The following is a 14,992-nucleotide window of genomic DNA, read 5'->3' on the forward strand; positions in this document are numbered from 1 at the left end:
GTCGGTCGCCGGCTACGGCGTCAGTCGTCGCGTTCGAGTTCGTCGAGGATGGGTCGGTACTTCAGTTGCACCTCGTCCCACTCCGCGTCGGGGTCGGAGTCGGCGACGAGGCCGACGCCCGCAAAGAGCGTCGCCAGCGTCTCCTCGACGATGGCCGAGCGGAGGGCGACCGCGAAACTGCCGTCGCCGTCGGCGTCGAACCAGCCGACCGGCGCGGCGTACCAGCCGCGGTCGAACGGTTCGGTGTCGCGAATCACGTCGAGGGCGGCTTCCGGCGGGAGGCCGCCGACCGCGGGCGTCGGGTGGAGCGCGTCCACGAGCGAGAGGACGTGTTCGTCGCGTTCGAGCGTCGCGTCGATGGGCGTCCAGAGGTGCTGGACGGTCGCCAGCTTCCGAATCCCGCGGTCGCCGACGCGAATCTCGGCCGAAAGCGGGGCGAGCTGTTCCCGAATCGTCTCCGCGACGAGTTCGTGTTCGTGGTTGTCCTTCTCGCTTCCGAGCAGTTCGTTCGCGAGCCACTCGTCTTCGTCGTCGGTGTCGCCGCGGCCGGTCGTCCCGGCGAGCGCGCCGGTCTCGACCTCGCGACCGCGGAGCGAGACGAGTCGCTCGGGCGTCGCGCCGAGGAAGCTCGCCCCGCCGTTCGGCTCGACGAGGAAGCGGTGGCAGTCGGGGTACGTCCGACCGAGGCGGGCGAGCAGGTCGGGCGCGGCGGCGGGGCGGTCGAGTTCGACTTCGAGCGCCTGCGCGAGGACGACCTTCTGAAGGTCGCCGGCGCGGATGCGAGAGACCGCGGCGTCGACGCTCTCGTGCCACGCCTCGACCGAGGTCGTCCGGTGGCGGTTCGAGACGCCCGGCGGTCCCTCGGGGGGAGCGTCGTCGAGCGATTCGAGCGTCTCGCGGACCTCGTCGAGTCGGTCGCCGACGGCCTCGGGGTCGGCGTCCGCGCCGACGGCGGTGACCGTGAGCCACGCGTCGTCGCCGTCGAAGGCGACCTGCACCTCGGGGACGACGAAGCGCGCGGCCGGGAAGTCGGCCCACGGGTCGCGGCCGGTCGCCTCCTCGTGGAAGGCGAGGCCGCCGAAAAATCGCGGGCGGGCGACGTCGGGGGCGTCAACGTCAGCGCCGTCGAACAGCGACGTGGCCGACTCGCGGACGCGCGCGAGTCGCTCGGGGCCGTTGGCCTCGACGGCCACGGCGACGCCGCCGCCGACGACTGTCGGCTCGTCGGGGGCGGTCCACAGCGCCCGCGGGCGGCGCATCGTCGCGAGCGACGCCGAGACGGGCGGCGCAGACAGTCGAACCGACCTGCTGACGAGATGGGTCCCCATCTCGTCTGTCCGCAACGGTTCCATCGACCGTGGGTCAGGACCGGGGACGCTTGAAACTCTCCCTTCTGTCCCGCGCGCCGCCCCGGGGAGTCGGCGGAACGCGCACATCTGTCCACCGAACGACAACGCTGGTGGCTCGGACGCGAAGCGACCGCCGAAAACGCTGGAAATCAGCTCAGTTGTACCGCTCTTCGTTCCACGGGTTCGCCGTGTTCGAGTACCCGCGTTTCTCCCAGTAGCCGCGTTCGGGCTCGGTGAGGAATTCGACGCCCGAGACCCACTTCGCGCCCTTGTAGGCGTACTTGTGCGGGGTGACGACCCGAAGGGGGCCGCCGTGGTCGGCTGGCAGGTCCTCGCCGTCGTAGCCCCAGACGAACATGACCTCGTCGCGCATGCACTGGTCGAGGGGCAGGTTCGTGGTGTAACCGTCCATGGCGTGGAACATCACGTGGACCGCGTCGTCGTCGACACCGACCGCGTCTGCGAGCGTCGGGAACGTGACGCCCTCGAACTCGCAGTCGAACTTGCTCCAGCCGGTGACGCAGTGGAAGTCCTGTACCTGCGTCTCGGAGGGGAGGTCTCGGAACTCGTCGAACGAGAGATCGAGTTCGGTCTCGACCGCGCCCCACGCCTCGAACGACCACGTCTCGGGGTCCCACGAGGGCGTGCCGCTCTTGGAGAGCACGGGAAACCGCTGGGTCTCGCGTTGGCCCGGCGGGAGTCGGTCGTCGCCGAACTCCTCGTAGAGGTGGGTCACGTCGTTGGCCATGGTCGAATCTTCGGCCCGACGCACCTATCACTAACGACTCCGGACACCCGTCGGCGACAGGGGCGGCAGCCGCACTAACCGAACGTAAACGGAGATTCGCGTTCGCCGGAACGACCTTCGGAAAACCCGATTATTTCCCCGGTAGAGTTATATACGGCCCTTCCAAAGCGACGGACGTTCAGATGCCCAAAGTAGAGATTACCGTGCCGGAACACCTGGAGATGCAGATCGTCCAACTCGTCGAACAGGGCGAGTTCGTCAACCGCGACGAGGCCATCGAGGACCTGCTGTCGACCGGTATCCGCGCGTACAAGACCAGCGGTCCGATGTCCGACGAGGACCGCGCGTACGAAGACGACGGAATGATGGGCCACGAAGACGAGTACGTCTTCTGAGCCGAGTGACAGTATCCCCCAATAACGCTTAAACCGCCCTCGCGCCTAACCAACGCTCATGCACAAGGACGAACTGCTGGAGCTGCACGAACAGATGGTTATCATCAAGGACCACTTCTCGGCCCGCGACCACGTCGATTCGAGCCTGTTCGACCCCTACGACGAGCTCGCCGTCGAGCCCTCCCACGTCCACAAATCGAAAAGCGAGCACAAACACGCCGTGTTCGTGCTGGGGAACGCCCTCGCGACCGCGATGAGTGACGACGAGTTCTCCAGCGCGGGCCGCGTCGGCAAGCGCATGGAGGAACTGGCCGACGACGCCGAAGGGAAAATCTGAGCGGCCGTCCGCCGCAGCGCGCCCCGCGACCGACCGCCCGACGCTGAGCCGTCATCCGCCGTCGGATTCGTGTCGCCCGCTAGCACTTCTCAAGCAGTTCTCCGCGGGTTTCTTTATCACCCGTTCGCACGACACAGGTAGCTAATGCTAGAGATACCGGGCTGGATACCGTTCCAGCGGCTCGCCGCGCTCCTCGCGCTCCTCGCGGCCGCCGCCGCGCTCGCCGTCGTCGACAGGCCGACTCGCCTCTCGGTGGCCCTCCGGCGGCGCTTCCTGTTCGGCCTCCCGCTCGGAACGCTCGTCAGCGTCGGCGGCGTCCTCCTCGTCTATCTCGTCGTGCAGGACGGCTGGTCGTCGTGGTACCGGCCCGTCGTCATCCCGTTCCGGGCGTGGTCGTACTTCTACCCGACCGGGATGCTGACCGCCGCGTTCGCCCACTCCAGCGCCGGCCACCTCGTCGGCAACCTCGTCGGCACGCTCACGCTCGCGCCGGTCGCGGAGTACGCGTGGGGACACTACCCGACGCGCCGCGGGTCCACCTCGTTCGGGTCGGCCCGCGAGAACCCCTACGTCCGGTCGCTCGTCGTCTTCCCCGCGGCCGTCGCCGGCGTGGGGCTTCTGACCTCCGTCTTCGCACTCGGCCCGGTCGTCGGTTTCTCCGGCGTCGTGTTCGCGTTCGCCGGCTTCGCGCTCGTCTTCCGGCCGCTGGCGACCATCTTGGCGTTCGTCTCCGGGCGCGTCGTCAGCCTGTTTTACAACGCGATGCTGTCGCCCGAAGTCGTCTCGTCGGCCCGCCCCATCTTCTCGACGCCGTGGTGGTCCCAAATCGCCATTCAGGGCCACGCCATCGGCTTCCTGTTCGGCGTCCTCCTCGGCGTGTGGCTGTCTCACCGCCGCGAGGGGTCGAACCCGCCCGCCCTCCGGAGCTTCGCCGGCGTCCTCCTGTTTTCCGTGAGCGAGTCGCTGTGGGCGGTGTACTGGTACCGCGGCGGCGAGACCTACGTGCTGTTTCGCGCCGTCGGCTTCGCGCTCGTCGTCGCGCTCGCGACCATCGTCGCGCTGACCGTCGCGGCCTCCGACAAGCCGCTCCGCGAGTACGCGCCCGACAACTCGGTATTTTCGGCCCGCCGCTGGCAGGCCGGCCTCGCCGTTCTCCTCGTCGTCGTCGCGGCCCTGTCGGGACCGGCGATGCTGTACAACACGTTCACCGCGAGCGGCGACGATCTGCCGGGCGAGAGCGTCTCGGTCAGGGACTACGACGTGACCTACGCCGAGGACGTGCCGAACGGCCTGACCGCCGTCTTTGACATCGAACTGTTCGGCGAGTCGACGACGACCAACACCTCCGGGGTCATCGTCAGAAGCGAGCGGCGCGGTATTTGGACGACGGCCGTCTCCACGAGTCGGCTGGCGTTCGACGGGGAGTCGGCGGTCAGGCTCGGCGGCCTCGGCTGGCGCGACCAGGTAACGGCGGTCCGCGACGGCTACGTCGTCTCGGGCGCGGGAACCGCCTACCGGGTGTTCCTCGTCGCCGACGGCGAGGCGCGACTGGCCTACGAGACCGGGCCGGTCCGAGCCGAACCGGTCGTCGCCCGGCGGAACATCTCGGTCGTGCCGACGGCGGCGGGCTACGACATACAGGTGTCGTCGGACAGCGGGACCGTCAGGGGACCGATGCCGACGAAGAATGCGAGCACGACGCTCGACGGCATTCGATTCGTCCGCGAGAAGTCGTTCGTCTTCGCCGAGTCGCGGGGGACGAAAGTCCGCATCGCGCGACAAGAGACGTACAATTAGGCTGGGTCGGGGGTCGACGCGCGCGCTGACGACGGCGCGGTCACGGCCGCCTCACCACTCGATGCGGAACACTTCGGCGTCGAGCTGTCGGCGGTCCTCGTCGTGGAAGTCGAACTGGCGGTCGAGGTCGAACGTCGCCCGGAAGGCGTCGGTGAGGTCGCCGCCCGCGTCGGCGACGAACGACTCGACGAACTCCTTGCTCCCCTCGTTGTGGACCGAGTAGGACACGTCGGCGACCGACGCGACCGATTCGAGGAACGCGCGGTCGGCGTGTTCGTTGCCCCGCTGCGCGCCGAACGGCGGGTTCATGAGCACCGTGACCTGCCGGTCGTCGGGGAGACAAAGCGGCAGGCGGGTCGCGTCGGCGCGAATCCAGTCGATGGGGGCGCTCGCGCCGACGCGGCGAGCGTTATCGGTCGCGGTGTCGAGCGCCGCGTCGTCGAGTTCGACGCCGACGACGCGGGCGGGCGAGCGGAGCGCCGCGCCGAGTCCGAGCATGCCGGTTCCGGAGCCCAAATCGAGGACCGTCGCGCCCTCGATGTCGCCGCGGAGGTCCGCGAGGTGGACGAGGTGCGCGGCGAGGTCCGGCGGCGTCGGGTACTGTTCGAGCGAGACCTTCGGGTTCTCGAAGCCGGCGACCACCGCCAACTGCGCCTCCAGCGCGGCCTTGGTTGCCATCAGCCGTCGATGGAACCTCGAAGCTCAAAAGCGACACCCTCGCGCCGGGCGCGCTCGCCGAGCGCCGCGAGCGCAGACTCGGCGTCGTCGGGGCGACAGCACTCCGCGACGTCGACGGCGACGCGCCCGACGCCGAGGAACGCGGCGGCGCGGACGTACTCGCGGAGGCGGTCGGACTCCGACTGCACCGCGAGGGGGTCGTCCTCGCAGAAGCGGGCTTCGACGGTGAGTTCGGCGGGGAGGTACCCCTCCTCGGCGAGTTCGGTCTTCAGGTCGCGGAGGTGCGCGGGAGCGGTCGACTCCAGACCCGCGGCGTCGAGGACGACGGGGGTCAGGTCGGCGGGACGGCCGGCGACGAGTCCGGCTTCGACGGACGAGGATTCGAGCGTGCTCATGTTGCACACACATTTCCTTTGGTTATGTATATATCTTTGTAAATGCCTAGTAGTAATTTCTGTGCGTGAAATCCGCTGATGGCACGGGGGTTCGCCGCGCAGATATGACAGCCTAGAGAGTAATGTCCGTTGGTACCGTACTGCTCGTGGGGGCACACGCTCCACCCCCATTCCCCCTGACCCCGCGGGGCGGTTCCGCCCGGAGCCGGCGACTCTACTCGTACGTGTACGCGAGCACTTCGGTTCCGGCGGCGTCCCGAATCGTGACCGTGTCGCCGCCGTTGTTCCACACCGCGCCGCCGCGACCCCAGTAGACGTCTTCATCGGTGTCGGTTCCCGAGCCCGTGTGGAGCGTCAGCGACGCGCCGGGGTCGAGTGCGGTCCCCTCGGCGAACGTGTAGGTCGCGCCCGCCGCGTCGGAGACGGTCCACCCCGAGAGGTCGACGGGGTCGTCGCCGTCGTTCCGGAGCGTGACGTACTCCTCGTTCAGGTTGTCGTTGTCGTTGCCGGGCGCGTCGGCGACGACCGAGACGGAGAGGCCGTCGTCGGTGGTCGCGTCCGCACCGCCCGCGGCCGCGCCCTCGGTCGCGCAGGACCAGAGGCCGACCCCGCGCTCTCTGGCGTCGCGCTCGGCGCGCTCGTAGCGCTCGCGTTCCTCGAACGAACTCTCGTAGAACCGGGCGTGGCCCTCGGCGATGAGGTCGTAGTTGAACTCCGCGCCGTCGACGACGACGTACGCGAGGAGCCGGCCGTAGTAGCCGCGCTCGCCCGCCTTCTCGTCGTACCGGAGTTCGACGGTCCGGTCGGCGAGCCGGGACTTCGCGTAGGCGCTCGCGTCCTCGCCGGCCGCGCGGAGGCAGGTCCGCCCGGCCTCGGTCTCGGGGACGCCCTCGAACTCGTCGGGCGTGTTCTCGGCGTGGACCTCCGGCGTGTCGACGCCGAGGAGCCGAACCGTCTCGCGCGCGCCGTCCGGCATGACGACCTTGATGGTGTCGCCGTCGACCACCTCGACCACCTCGACTGTCACGTCGCCTTCGGCGGCCGCGGTCGTCGGCGACCCCGACTGCGCCGTCGGCGATGCCGTCTCTGTCGCGGTCGATTCGACCGTCGTCGCCGCCCCCGCGCCGCCTCCACCGAGACAGCCCGCGAGGACCGCGAGAACGACGACAACGAGTGTCGCGGTAGCACGTCTGACCATTCGATTCACCGTTAGTCAGGGAACTGTATAAGTAGCTGCGTCCGAATCCCCCGAATCCGAGCTCGTCGAATCGCCAGACAGCGGCCTTTATCATATTTCTGTTACAAAGGTTTAAATTCACGCTCCACCAGAAACCTTTTAATGGAACGTCCGAGCCGGCAGCGTCAGCGAGAGGAGGAGGCAACGGCACAAGAGGACGAGCAAGTCAACTGTCCGGAGTGTGGCTCTGACCAGATCGTCACGGACGCAGACCAGGGGGAGCTGGTGTGTGACGACTGCGGACTCGTCCTCGACGAGCGACAGATCGACCGCGGCCCGGAGTGGCGGGCGTTCAACCACTCCGAGCGGCAGTCGAAGTCGCGCGTCGGTGCGCCTATCACGGAGACGATGCACGACCGGGGGCTGACGACGACCATCGACTGGAAGGACAAGGACGCCTACGGTCGCTCGCTTTCGTCCGAGAAACGCTCGCAGATGCACCGCCTGCGCAAGTGGCAAGAGCGCATCCGGACCAAGGACGCCGGCGAGCGCAACCTCCAGTTCGCCCTCAGCGAAATCGACCGCATGGCCTCGGCGCTCGGCGTCCCGCGGTCGGTCCGCGAGGTCGCTTCGGTCATCTACCGCCGCGCGCTCAACGAGGACCTGATTCGCGGGCGCTCCATCGAGGGCGTCGCCACCTCGGCGCTCTACGCCGCCTGCCGTCAGGAAGGTATCCCGCGCTCGCTCGACGAGGTCGCGGAAGTGTCGCGCGTCCCGCAGAAAGAAATCGGTCGCACGTATCGCTACATCTCGCAGGAACTCGGCCTCGAACTCAAGCCCGTCGACCCCAAGCAGTTCGTCCCGCGGTTCGCCTCCGCGCTCGACCTCTCCGAGGAGGTACAGGCGAAGGCGACCGAGATCATCGACGTATCCGCCGAGCAGGGCCTGCTGTCGGGCAAGTCGCCGACCGGCTTCGCCGCCGCCGCAATCTACGCCGCCTCGCTTCTCTGCAACGAGAAGAAGACCCAGCGCGAAGTCGCCGACGTCGCGCAGGTGACGGAAGTCACCATCCGGAACCGCTACCAAGAACAGATCGAAGCGATGGGCTTCCGCTGAGCGTCGGCCCGCCGCCCCGGCTCACCATCACCGACTGACGACGTCGACGACACTCAGTTTTTCACGAACACCACGACCGGCCGTCCCCAGAGGCCGGTGTCGTACTGGTGTGCGACGTAGCCGTCGAGGAGCGGCGCGACCGTCCCGCGCTCGTCGGCGGGCGCGATGACCACCGGCGGAATCGACGACCGGGCTTCGAGCGCCTCGGGCGTCGCCGCCGACGTCGAGTCGGCGCCGATTCGCTCGACGTACCACGCCATCGGGAGCTGTTCGCCCCACGAGTCGGGGACCGGCGGATAGTCGGCCGCGCCGTCGGCGACGTACATCGAACTCCCGTAGTAGAGCACGTCAGGCCCCTCGTCGTCGGTCGGGCCGACCCACGCCGAAAGGTTGTCACGGAACGACGAGAACTCGCTGGACGGCTGTGCGAAGTGCGCGAGTTCGGTGTCGCGGTCGCTCGGGCCGTACACCTCGGTCGTCGCCACCGCGCCGGTCTGGGCGACGAGCGCGAGTAGGACGATGACCGCGGCCGCGACGCGGGGCACGTCCCGCGAGTCGAACGCGCTGCGACCCCAGCGGACGAGCGCCGCGAGGCCGATACCCGCCGGGAGCGCGAGCGGGACGACGACGTAGACGCCGAGCCACGGCGCGGACACCTCGGTCAGCATGGGGACGAACACCAGCGACGCGCCGGCCCAGTAGACCGCCGCCGACACCTCCGACCGCGGCCCGCCGGCCGTGTAGCGGTCGACGAGGAAGACCGCCGCACCGAGGAGGACGACCGGGAGCGCCGCGAGCGCGAGCGCGCCGAGGAGGTCGCCGAAGTACGGGAGATACTCGTGGGTCCCCTCCGGGTAGCGGTCGACGACGCGGACGCCGACGAAGCGGCGAACCGAGTCGAACAGCGCCGCGTCGATTGCGCCGAGAATCGTCCCCGGCGCGTAGAGGCCCGCGCCGTCGGTGTCGCCCGCGCGCGGGGCGAACGCGAAGACGTGGAGCGCAACGAAGACGAGGAGCGCGCGGGCCGCGGGGGTCGCCGCGCCGCGGAGTCGGGCGGCGTACTCGCCGAGGCGCATCGCGGCCGGGCGCGCCGACGAGAGGAGCGCCGCGTGGTCGAACACCAAGAGCCCGGCGACGGCGAGACAGCCGAGCGCGACGAGACCGAGCCCCGACGAGGCGACGGCGAGCGCGACGGCCGCGGCGAGTCCGTAGGCGTTTCGCCGCCCCGCGCCGTCGACGAGACGGACCGCGAAGCCGAAGGCGACGAGCGCGAAGCCGACCGCGAGCACGTCGCCGCGGGCGAACCGGCCGTAGTAGACGAGAATCGGGTTCGCCGCGAGGACGGCCGCGAACCCGAGTGTCTCGTCGTCGGCGAGGCGGCCGCGGAAGAGGAGCGCGGCGAGCGGGAGGGCCGCGCCGAAGAGCGCAAAGGGGAGGCGGAGCGCGAAGTCGGTCGCGCCGAACAGCGCGAGCGACGGCCGCGAGAGGTGGTAGACGAGCGGCCCGCCGGCGACGGGGCGGTACGAGAAGAAGCCGGTTTCGAGCGACCGGAGGCTCCAGTAGCCGACGCGGGCCTCGTCCCAGTGGAGCGGCCGGTCGCCGAGTCCGACGAGGCGGACGACGAGCGCCGCGGCGGCGAGCGCGACGACGGCGAGCGTCGTTCGGTCGGGTCGCCGCCCGACGCGGGAGGGAATCATGGGATGACGTGGCGCGCCGGACGGCAGAAAGGTTACGACTTGGAAGGCCGGCGGCCCGCCCCTTCGAAAGCGTCATCCCCGCCGACCGGTAGCACTCGGATATGTCGCTCATCGAGTCGCTACCCGCTCGCCCCCTCGAACCGCAGGAGCTGACGTCTTTGAACCGCGCCGACGCGTTCGAACTCGTCGTCGCCGTCGAGGACGACAGCCCCGCCCGAAGCCTGCTTTTCGCCACCGAGGCGTGGGTCAAGGCCGCCGCCTACGAGGACGACGCCGGCTGGTCGGTCGTCGAGACGGTCGAACTCGACGAGGAGACCGAGCGAATCGACGGACTGCAGGCGTGCGAGGAGGCCATTCTGTCGTTCCGAGACGACGGGAACGAGGAGTAGTATTAACCGCGTTCCGAACTAAGTATAATTTGTCATGTACCGCGAAATCCTCGTCCCGACCGACGGAAGCAGGGCCGCCGAACGCGCCATCGACCATGCGCTCGACCTCGCGAAGACCTACGACGCGCGGATTCACGCGCTGTACGTCGTCGACACCAGCATCTACACCTCGCTCGACGCCGGCGCGGACGTGGTCATCGACGCCCTCGAACGGGAGGGCGACGCCGCGACCCGACACGTCCGCGAGGCCGGTGAGGAGGCCGGTATCGACGTGCAGGCCGAGGTCGTCACCGGGACCGCCTACCGCTCCATCCGGGAGTACATCGACGACCACGACATCGACCTCGTCGTCATGGGTACCCACGGGCGCACGGGGCTGAGTCACTACCTCCTCGGGAGCGTCACCGAACGCGTCGTCCGCACTTCGCCGGTCCCGGTGCTCACCATCCGGTTGGACGACGAAGACGAGGATGACGCCGCGGACGAAGAGACGGACGCCGAGGCCGAGGCCGAGGAGTAACTCGACCACGTCGGAGTCCGAACTCGGGTGCGGGCACGGGTCGCACGTTCCCGCCTTGCTCGGCAGCCTGCTTCGACCGCGCGGTCGGCGACGAGGTCGCCGCGACTTTGATAAACAGTTTTGGTGCGGTCGCTCATACGCCGCGGTATGACCGAGTACACCGTCGAGTTCGTCGGCACGGGCGAAACCATCACCGTCTCCGACAAGCAGACCATCCTCAAGGCCTGCATCGAGGAAGGAATCGCACAGGAGTACTCCTGCCGCGTCGGGATGTGCCTCGCCTGCTCCGCCGAGATTCTCGAAGGCGACGTCACCCAGCCCGCCGCCCGCGGGCTGACCGACGAGGAGGCAGAGCGGTTCGCCCTCACCTGCATGGCCCGCCCGCAGAGCGACCTCAAACTCGACCGCGGCGTCTACCCGCCGAGCATCGAAGGCGACGCCGCGGCCGCCGGCACCGCCGCGGACGACGACTGACGACGGGTACTCTCCGGGGCCGGCGCGCCGGCCCGCGTTTCTCCGTTTCGAACCGAGTCGCCGAGCTGACGCGCCGGACCGACGCGTCGGACCGACGCACTCGCTCGGCCCGCGGACCGCGCCTCACGCCTCGCTCGTCGCCGCGCAGTTGTTCGGCCCCAACTCGACTTCGAACGCCTCCTCGTCCGATAGCGAGTCCCGACCGAGGTTCGTCTCGATGATTCGCTCGTAGTTTGCCGGCCGCGGCGGCATGTCCGAACAGACGAACGAGACGAACGTCGCCTCGTCCATCGAGAGCGCCCCGAGTCGGTCCCGGAGCGTCCCGATTTCCGCGACGTACGCGCCGTTTTCGTCCGGGACCGTCCGCGGGCCGTGGTGGGCGGGCGCGACCAGCGTGTCGTCCGCGAACTCGCCGTACCGCTCCGTGAGCGTCGCGTGGAGCCGCCTCGCGGCGGCGGGCGCGCCCTCGTCGCCGTCTTCGAGGTCCGGGCGCGCGACGCTCTCTAGGAGGAGGCTGTCGCCCGCAAAGAGCAGGTCGCCGAGTCGGAACGCCGTCATCTCGGTCGTGTGTCCCGGCGCGTGGACCGCGACGAGTTCCGCGTCACCGACGCTGATGGTCTCGCCGTCCGCGACGAGTCGCGCGTCGAAGTCGAGGCCGCGGTCTGTCGCGCCCGCCGGGAGGACGACGGTCGCTCCGGTGCGCTCGGCGACGGCGCTGACGCCGCTGACGTGGTCGGCGTGGACGTGGGTGTCGACGGCGGCGACGACCTCAGCGCCGCACTCGCGTGCGTCTTCGACGTACCGCCCTGCGAACGCCCGAAGCGGGTCGATGACGACGGCCTCGTCGCCGGCGACGACGAGATAGGCGAGACAGCCGCTGGAGGGGCGGTCGTACTGGAGAACCGTCGCGTCCGCGGTTCCGACGGGGAGTTCGCGGGCGCGGTAGACGCGCGCCCAGCCGTCCATTCCCGTTTCGAGATTCTCCGCGGGGACGCCGGCCTCGGAGAGCACGTCGGCGACGTGCGCGCTCGACCGGCCCTCCGCGCAGACGACGACCACGGGCGAGGGAGCGTCCTCGAACGCCGCCGCGAGCTCGGAGACCGTCCCGCGAATCTCGGCCTGCGTGAAGCGAATCGCCGGAATCTGCGTCGCGGTCACGGCCGCGCCGTCGACGCGCCACGCCTCGAACTCGTCGCGGTCGCGCACGTCGAGAATCGCCGTCGGGTCGCCGCGGGCGAGTCGGGTCGCGAGTTCCTCGGGAGTCATACGCACACGGTACGCGCGCCGGCCGCAAGAACGCTACGCGGACCGAAGAGAGAACAGTGACGCGCTACTCCGACGTTCCGCCGTCGTTGCTCAGGCGTCTCGATGGCGGTTCGTCGAAGCCGGATTCGTCGCGGACGCCGGCCGGCGGGCCGTCGACACCACCGGTTGTCGGAGTGTCGGAGTTCGGTTCGAGGGGCGTTCCCGCCCCGCCAGCGCCGCCCGTTTCGCCGCCGCCGAGTCGCGCGGCCGCGTCGCGAATCGAGAGCACCTGTTCGGTCTGCGAGCGGTTGGCGTCGGCGATTTCGCCGATTTGGTCCGACACCGCGGTCGCGCGCTCCGTCGCGTCGTCGACCATGCCGGCGATTTGCTCGGCGCTCTCGGCCTGGTCGTCGGTCGCCGAGGCGACCTCGCCGACGCCGACGGTCGCCTGCTCGACCGCCGCCGAGATGTCCGAGAGACTGCGCATCACGTCCTCGCCGCGGTCGATGCCGTCGTAGAGTCGGCCGGTCGTCTGCGAGAGGCTCTCGATGGTCTCCCGCGCCTCGGACTGGATGTTGCCCACCGTGCCCTCGACCTCGGCGGCCCGGGCCTGCGACTCCTCCGCGAGGTTCTTGACCTCGCTGGCGACGACGGCGAACCCCTCGCCCGCGTCGCCGGCGCGGGCGGCCTCGATGGAGGCGTTGAGTGCGAGCAGGTTCGTCTGCTCCGCGATGTCGTTGATGGCGTCGAGCACCTCGTCTATCTCCGCGATTTGGTCGTGGAGTTGCTGGACGTCCTCGGAGGCCGTCTCGGCGGCCTCGCTCACGTCGCGCATCACGTCGATGGCCTCGTCGGCCGCGTCCTCGCCCTCGGCGGCGCGCGTGGCGGCGTCGGCGCTGGTCCGCTCGACCTCCTCCGCGGTCGCCGCAATCTCCTCGACGGTCGCGCTCATGTCCGACACCTCGGCGGCGACCGTCGCCATGTCGTCGGCCTGCGCCCGCGCCGTGGTCTCGATATCGTCGGTTCGCTCCGTGACCTCCTCGGAGGTCCGCAGGAGCGACTCGACCGGCTCGCTCACGTCGGCTTCGACCTCGTTTGCGAGGGCGCGTCGGCGCTCGGCCGCCTCCCGCGCTGCCTGACTGTACGAGTGGATGTACGTCTCCATCGCCACCTGCTGGTCGAGAGACAGGAGCTTCAGCACGGGGAGGATGCGCGCGACGACCTCGTCGACGGCGTCTTCGACCCGGTCGTCGCCGCCGCGGAGCCCACCTGAGACGCCGGCCGCGCCGCCGAAGAGCCCGGAAAGCAGACCGCCACCGTCCTCAGCGTCGCCCGCACCGTCGCCGTCTGCGCCGAACTCGTCGCCGACCGTCCGCCCGCCGCCGGTGAACTCGGCTTTCACCTCGTCCGCGACGGCACCGAGAATGCCCTCGTAGTAGACCGAGTACGCGCCGAGGTAGAACTTCGGCCCGAGGTCTATCATGTCGTGTAACTTCCCGATTCGCGCCCGCTTCGCGAAGTAGTCCTCGCCGTACTCCCCGCGGCCGAGTTCGCGGAGGTACGTCGCCTGGTCGGCCTGCAGCATCTCCGTGTTCTTCGTCGAGCGACCGAAGAACGTCGTCGCCGCCGCGTGCTCGCCGAGGTGGTCGTAGAACTCCGCGGCGAACTCGTCCGCGAACTCGTCGAAGAGCGGTTGGAGGTCGCTCAATCGTCGCTCGTCCGCCGCCGAGAGGCGGACGAACGACTTCCGGCGGTCGATTTCCGCCGCATCGATGTCCAGTTCTGAGAGTAGCGCATCCCCGTCGACACGCGCTCGCGCGTTGGCGTCGACTGGTGCCGAGGAGTTCGTCATACCCGTTCCCAATAGGTTCCAGTATTTCAAGTCTCACCGCGGAGTATCACGAATGATACCGGAGCTGATTGCCGTGAGAACCCCGCATTCGTGGACCGGTCCGAATGTTCAGGTGACTGGCGGACCGATGGGCGGTATGGACGCCGATTCGTTCCGCGAGTCAGTCGAGGCGGCGAAACGGACGCAACTCGACCGACTCGGCTCGTCGAAGCTCCTGTTGGCGCTGACCGATGCGGACCTCTCCGAACCGGCGGTGCTCCGCGCCGCCGCGTACTCCGAGCACGCGGCCCGCGGGACGTTCGAGGCGTGGGCCGACGACGAGCCCGACGACGACGCGAGAGCCGCCTTCGAGGCCACCGCGGCCCAAGAAGCCGAGCACCTCGACCGCGTCCTCGACGCGCTCGACGAGGAGGTCGATCTCCCGGAGGAACCGGGCGTAATGCACGCGTACCTCCGCGGGCGCGAAGACACGGTCGAGCGGGCCGCCGCCGGGATGGTCGGTCGCGGCCTCGTCTCGGTTCGGACCCACACGCAGGTCATCGGCTTCTTCGTCAACGAGGCCGACGAGCCCCGCGCCGACCTCTTCCGCGAGCTGAAAGCCGAGACCGAAGAGACGCTTGCGACCGGGCTGGACCTCCTCGCCGACCGCTGTGAGACCGACGACGACTGGGAGCGCGCCCGGATGGTCGCCGAGTACGTCGTCCAGCTGGCGTACGACGACTACGCCGACGGCCTCGCCGAACTCGGCGTCGACCCGAAGCCGCTCTGCTGAGTCGGCTCGGCGCTTCGGACCCCGGACTGCACCACCTCGCCTCACCGACCC

Annotated in this window: 16 protein-coding genes; 8 read left to right on the top strand and 8 right to left on the bottom strand. The window is 69.4% G+C overall.

The features are described 5' to 3' along the window. Positions 1 to 20: 20 nt before the first annotated feature. Entirely contained in the window at positions 21 to 1,352 is a 1,332-nt protein-coding gene (locus C5B91_RS05790) for an isochorismate synthase MenF (RefSeq protein ID WP_115819220.1), read from the bottom strand. Positions 1,353 to 1,503: 151 nt separating this feature from the next. Continuing rightward, on the bottom strand, positions 1,504 to 2,097 hold the full coding sequence (locus C5B91_RS05795) for a sulfite oxidase-like oxidoreductase (protein ID WP_115819221.1): 594 nt from the start codon (positions 2,095 to 2,097) through the stop codon (positions 1,504 to 1,506). A 182-nt stretch (positions 2,098 to 2,279) separates the two neighbouring features. Here C5B91_RS05795 and C5B91_RS05800 point away from each other — a divergent pair, with 182 nt between their 5' ends. The 3 genes from C5B91_RS05800 to C5B91_RS05810 all read left to right on the top strand — a co-directional run bounded on the left by C5B91_RS05800 (position 2,280) and on the right by C5B91_RS05810 (position 4,626). Further along, complete coding sequence (locus tag C5B91_RS05800) at positions 2,280 to 2,492, top strand: ribbon-helix-helix domain-containing protein (RefSeq protein WP_004043463.1); 213 nt, start codon at positions 2,280 to 2,282, stop codon at positions 2,490 to 2,492. 58 nt (positions 2,493 to 2,550) lie between these two features. Then, positions 2,551 to 2,829, top strand: coding sequence for a UPF0058 family protein (locus C5B91_RS05805; RefSeq protein ID WP_004977032.1), 279 nt, complete (start codon positions 2,551 to 2,553; stop codon positions 2,827 to 2,829). A gap of 144 nt (positions 2,830 to 2,973) precedes the next feature. Further along, complete coding sequence (locus C5B91_RS05810; RefSeq protein ID WP_115819222.1) at positions 2,974 to 4,626, top strand: rhomboid family intramembrane serine protease; 1,653 nt, start codon at positions 2,974 to 2,976, stop codon at positions 4,624 to 4,626. A 51-nt stretch (positions 4,627 to 4,677) separates the two neighbouring features. Here C5B91_RS05810 and C5B91_RS05815 read toward each other — a convergent pair whose 3' ends face one another. From C5B91_RS05815 to C5B91_RS05825, 3 genes are all read right to left on the bottom strand, one after another. After that, positions 4,678 to 5,304: an METTL5 family protein gene (locus C5B91_RS05815; RefSeq protein ID WP_008093331.1), complete on the bottom strand. Its 627-nt coding sequence runs from the start codon at positions 5,302 to 5,304 to the stop codon at positions 4,678 to 4,680. Further along, a complete protein-coding gene (locus C5B91_RS05820; RefSeq protein WP_008093333.1) occupies positions 5,304 to 5,699 on the bottom strand; it encodes a hypothetical protein in 396 nt (131 codons plus the stop codon). Before C5B91_RS05820 ends, C5B91_RS05815 begins: the two co-directional genes overlap by 1 nt. 214 nt (positions 5,700 to 5,913) lie before the next feature. Further along, on the bottom strand, positions 5,914 to 6,897 hold the full coding sequence (locus C5B91_RS05825; protein ID WP_115819223.1) for a lamin tail domain-containing protein: 984 nt from the start codon (positions 6,895 to 6,897) through the stop codon (positions 5,914 to 5,916). Between the two features lie 141 nt (positions 6,898 to 7,038). Between C5B91_RS05825 and C5B91_RS05830 the strand changes: the two genes are divergently transcribed. After that, a complete protein-coding gene (locus C5B91_RS05830) occupies positions 7,039 to 7,992 on the top strand; it encodes a transcription initiation factor IIB family protein (RefSeq protein WP_004043457.1) in 954 nt (317 codons plus the stop codon). A 53-nt stretch (positions 7,993 to 8,045) separates the two neighbouring features. Here the strand turns inward: C5B91_RS05830 and C5B91_RS05835 are convergent, their stop codons facing one another. Next, positions 8,046 to 9,689: a flippase activity-associated protein Agl23 gene (locus C5B91_RS05835; RefSeq protein ID WP_049968457.1), complete on the bottom strand. Its 1,644-nt coding sequence runs from the start codon at positions 9,687 to 9,689 to the stop codon at positions 8,046 to 8,048. A 101-nt stretch (positions 9,690 to 9,790) separates the two neighbouring features. Between C5B91_RS05835 and C5B91_RS05840 the strand changes: the two genes are divergently transcribed. From C5B91_RS05840 to C5B91_RS05850, 3 genes are all read left to right on the top strand, one after another. After that, positions 9,791 to 10,078: a hypothetical protein gene (locus C5B91_RS05840; RefSeq protein WP_008093341.1), complete on the top strand. Its 288-nt coding sequence runs from the start codon at positions 9,791 to 9,793 to the stop codon at positions 10,076 to 10,078. 34 nt (positions 10,079 to 10,112) lie between these two features. Then, entirely contained in the window at positions 10,113 to 10,598 is a 486-nt protein-coding gene (locus C5B91_RS05845; RefSeq protein WP_008093343.1) for a universal stress protein, read from the top strand. Between the two features lie 147 nt (positions 10,599 to 10,745). Then, the gene (locus C5B91_RS05850) at positions 10,746 to 11,072 is read left to right on the top strand and encodes a 2Fe-2S iron-sulfur cluster-binding protein (RefSeq protein ID WP_004969999.1); all 327 of its coding nucleotides are present in this window, start codon (positions 10,746 to 10,748) and stop codon (positions 11,070 to 11,072) included. Positions 11,073 to 11,195: 123 nt separating this feature from the next. Here C5B91_RS05850 and C5B91_RS05855 read toward each other — a convergent pair whose 3' ends face one another. Together C5B91_RS05855 and C5B91_RS05860 are read right to left on the bottom strand one after the other, a co-directional pair. After that, complete coding sequence (locus C5B91_RS05855; protein WP_115819224.1) at positions 11,196 to 12,338, bottom strand: MBL fold metallo-hydrolase; 1,143 nt, start codon at positions 12,336 to 12,338, stop codon at positions 11,196 to 11,198. Between the two features lie 64 nt (positions 12,339 to 12,402). Beyond that, positions 12,403 to 14,169 (bottom strand): globin-coupled sensor protein, encoded by a 1,767-nt coding sequence (locus C5B91_RS05860; protein WP_115819225.1) that lies wholly within the window; start codon positions 14,167 to 14,169, stop codon positions 12,403 to 12,405. Between the two features lie 136 nt (positions 14,170 to 14,305). Here C5B91_RS05860 and C5B91_RS05865 point away from each other — a divergent pair, with 136 nt between their 5' ends. Beyond that, entirely contained in the window at positions 14,306 to 14,941 is a 636-nt protein-coding gene (locus C5B91_RS05865) for a rubrerythrin family protein (protein ID WP_115819226.1), read from the top strand. Positions 14,942 to 14,992: the final 51 nt, after the last annotated feature.

The sequence above is a fragment of the Haloferax sp. Atlit-10N genome, assembly GCF_003586325.1.
In the GTDB taxonomy this organism is placed as follows: domain Archaea; phylum Halobacteriota; class Halobacteria; order Halobacteriales; family Haloferacaceae; genus Haloferax; species Haloferax prahovense.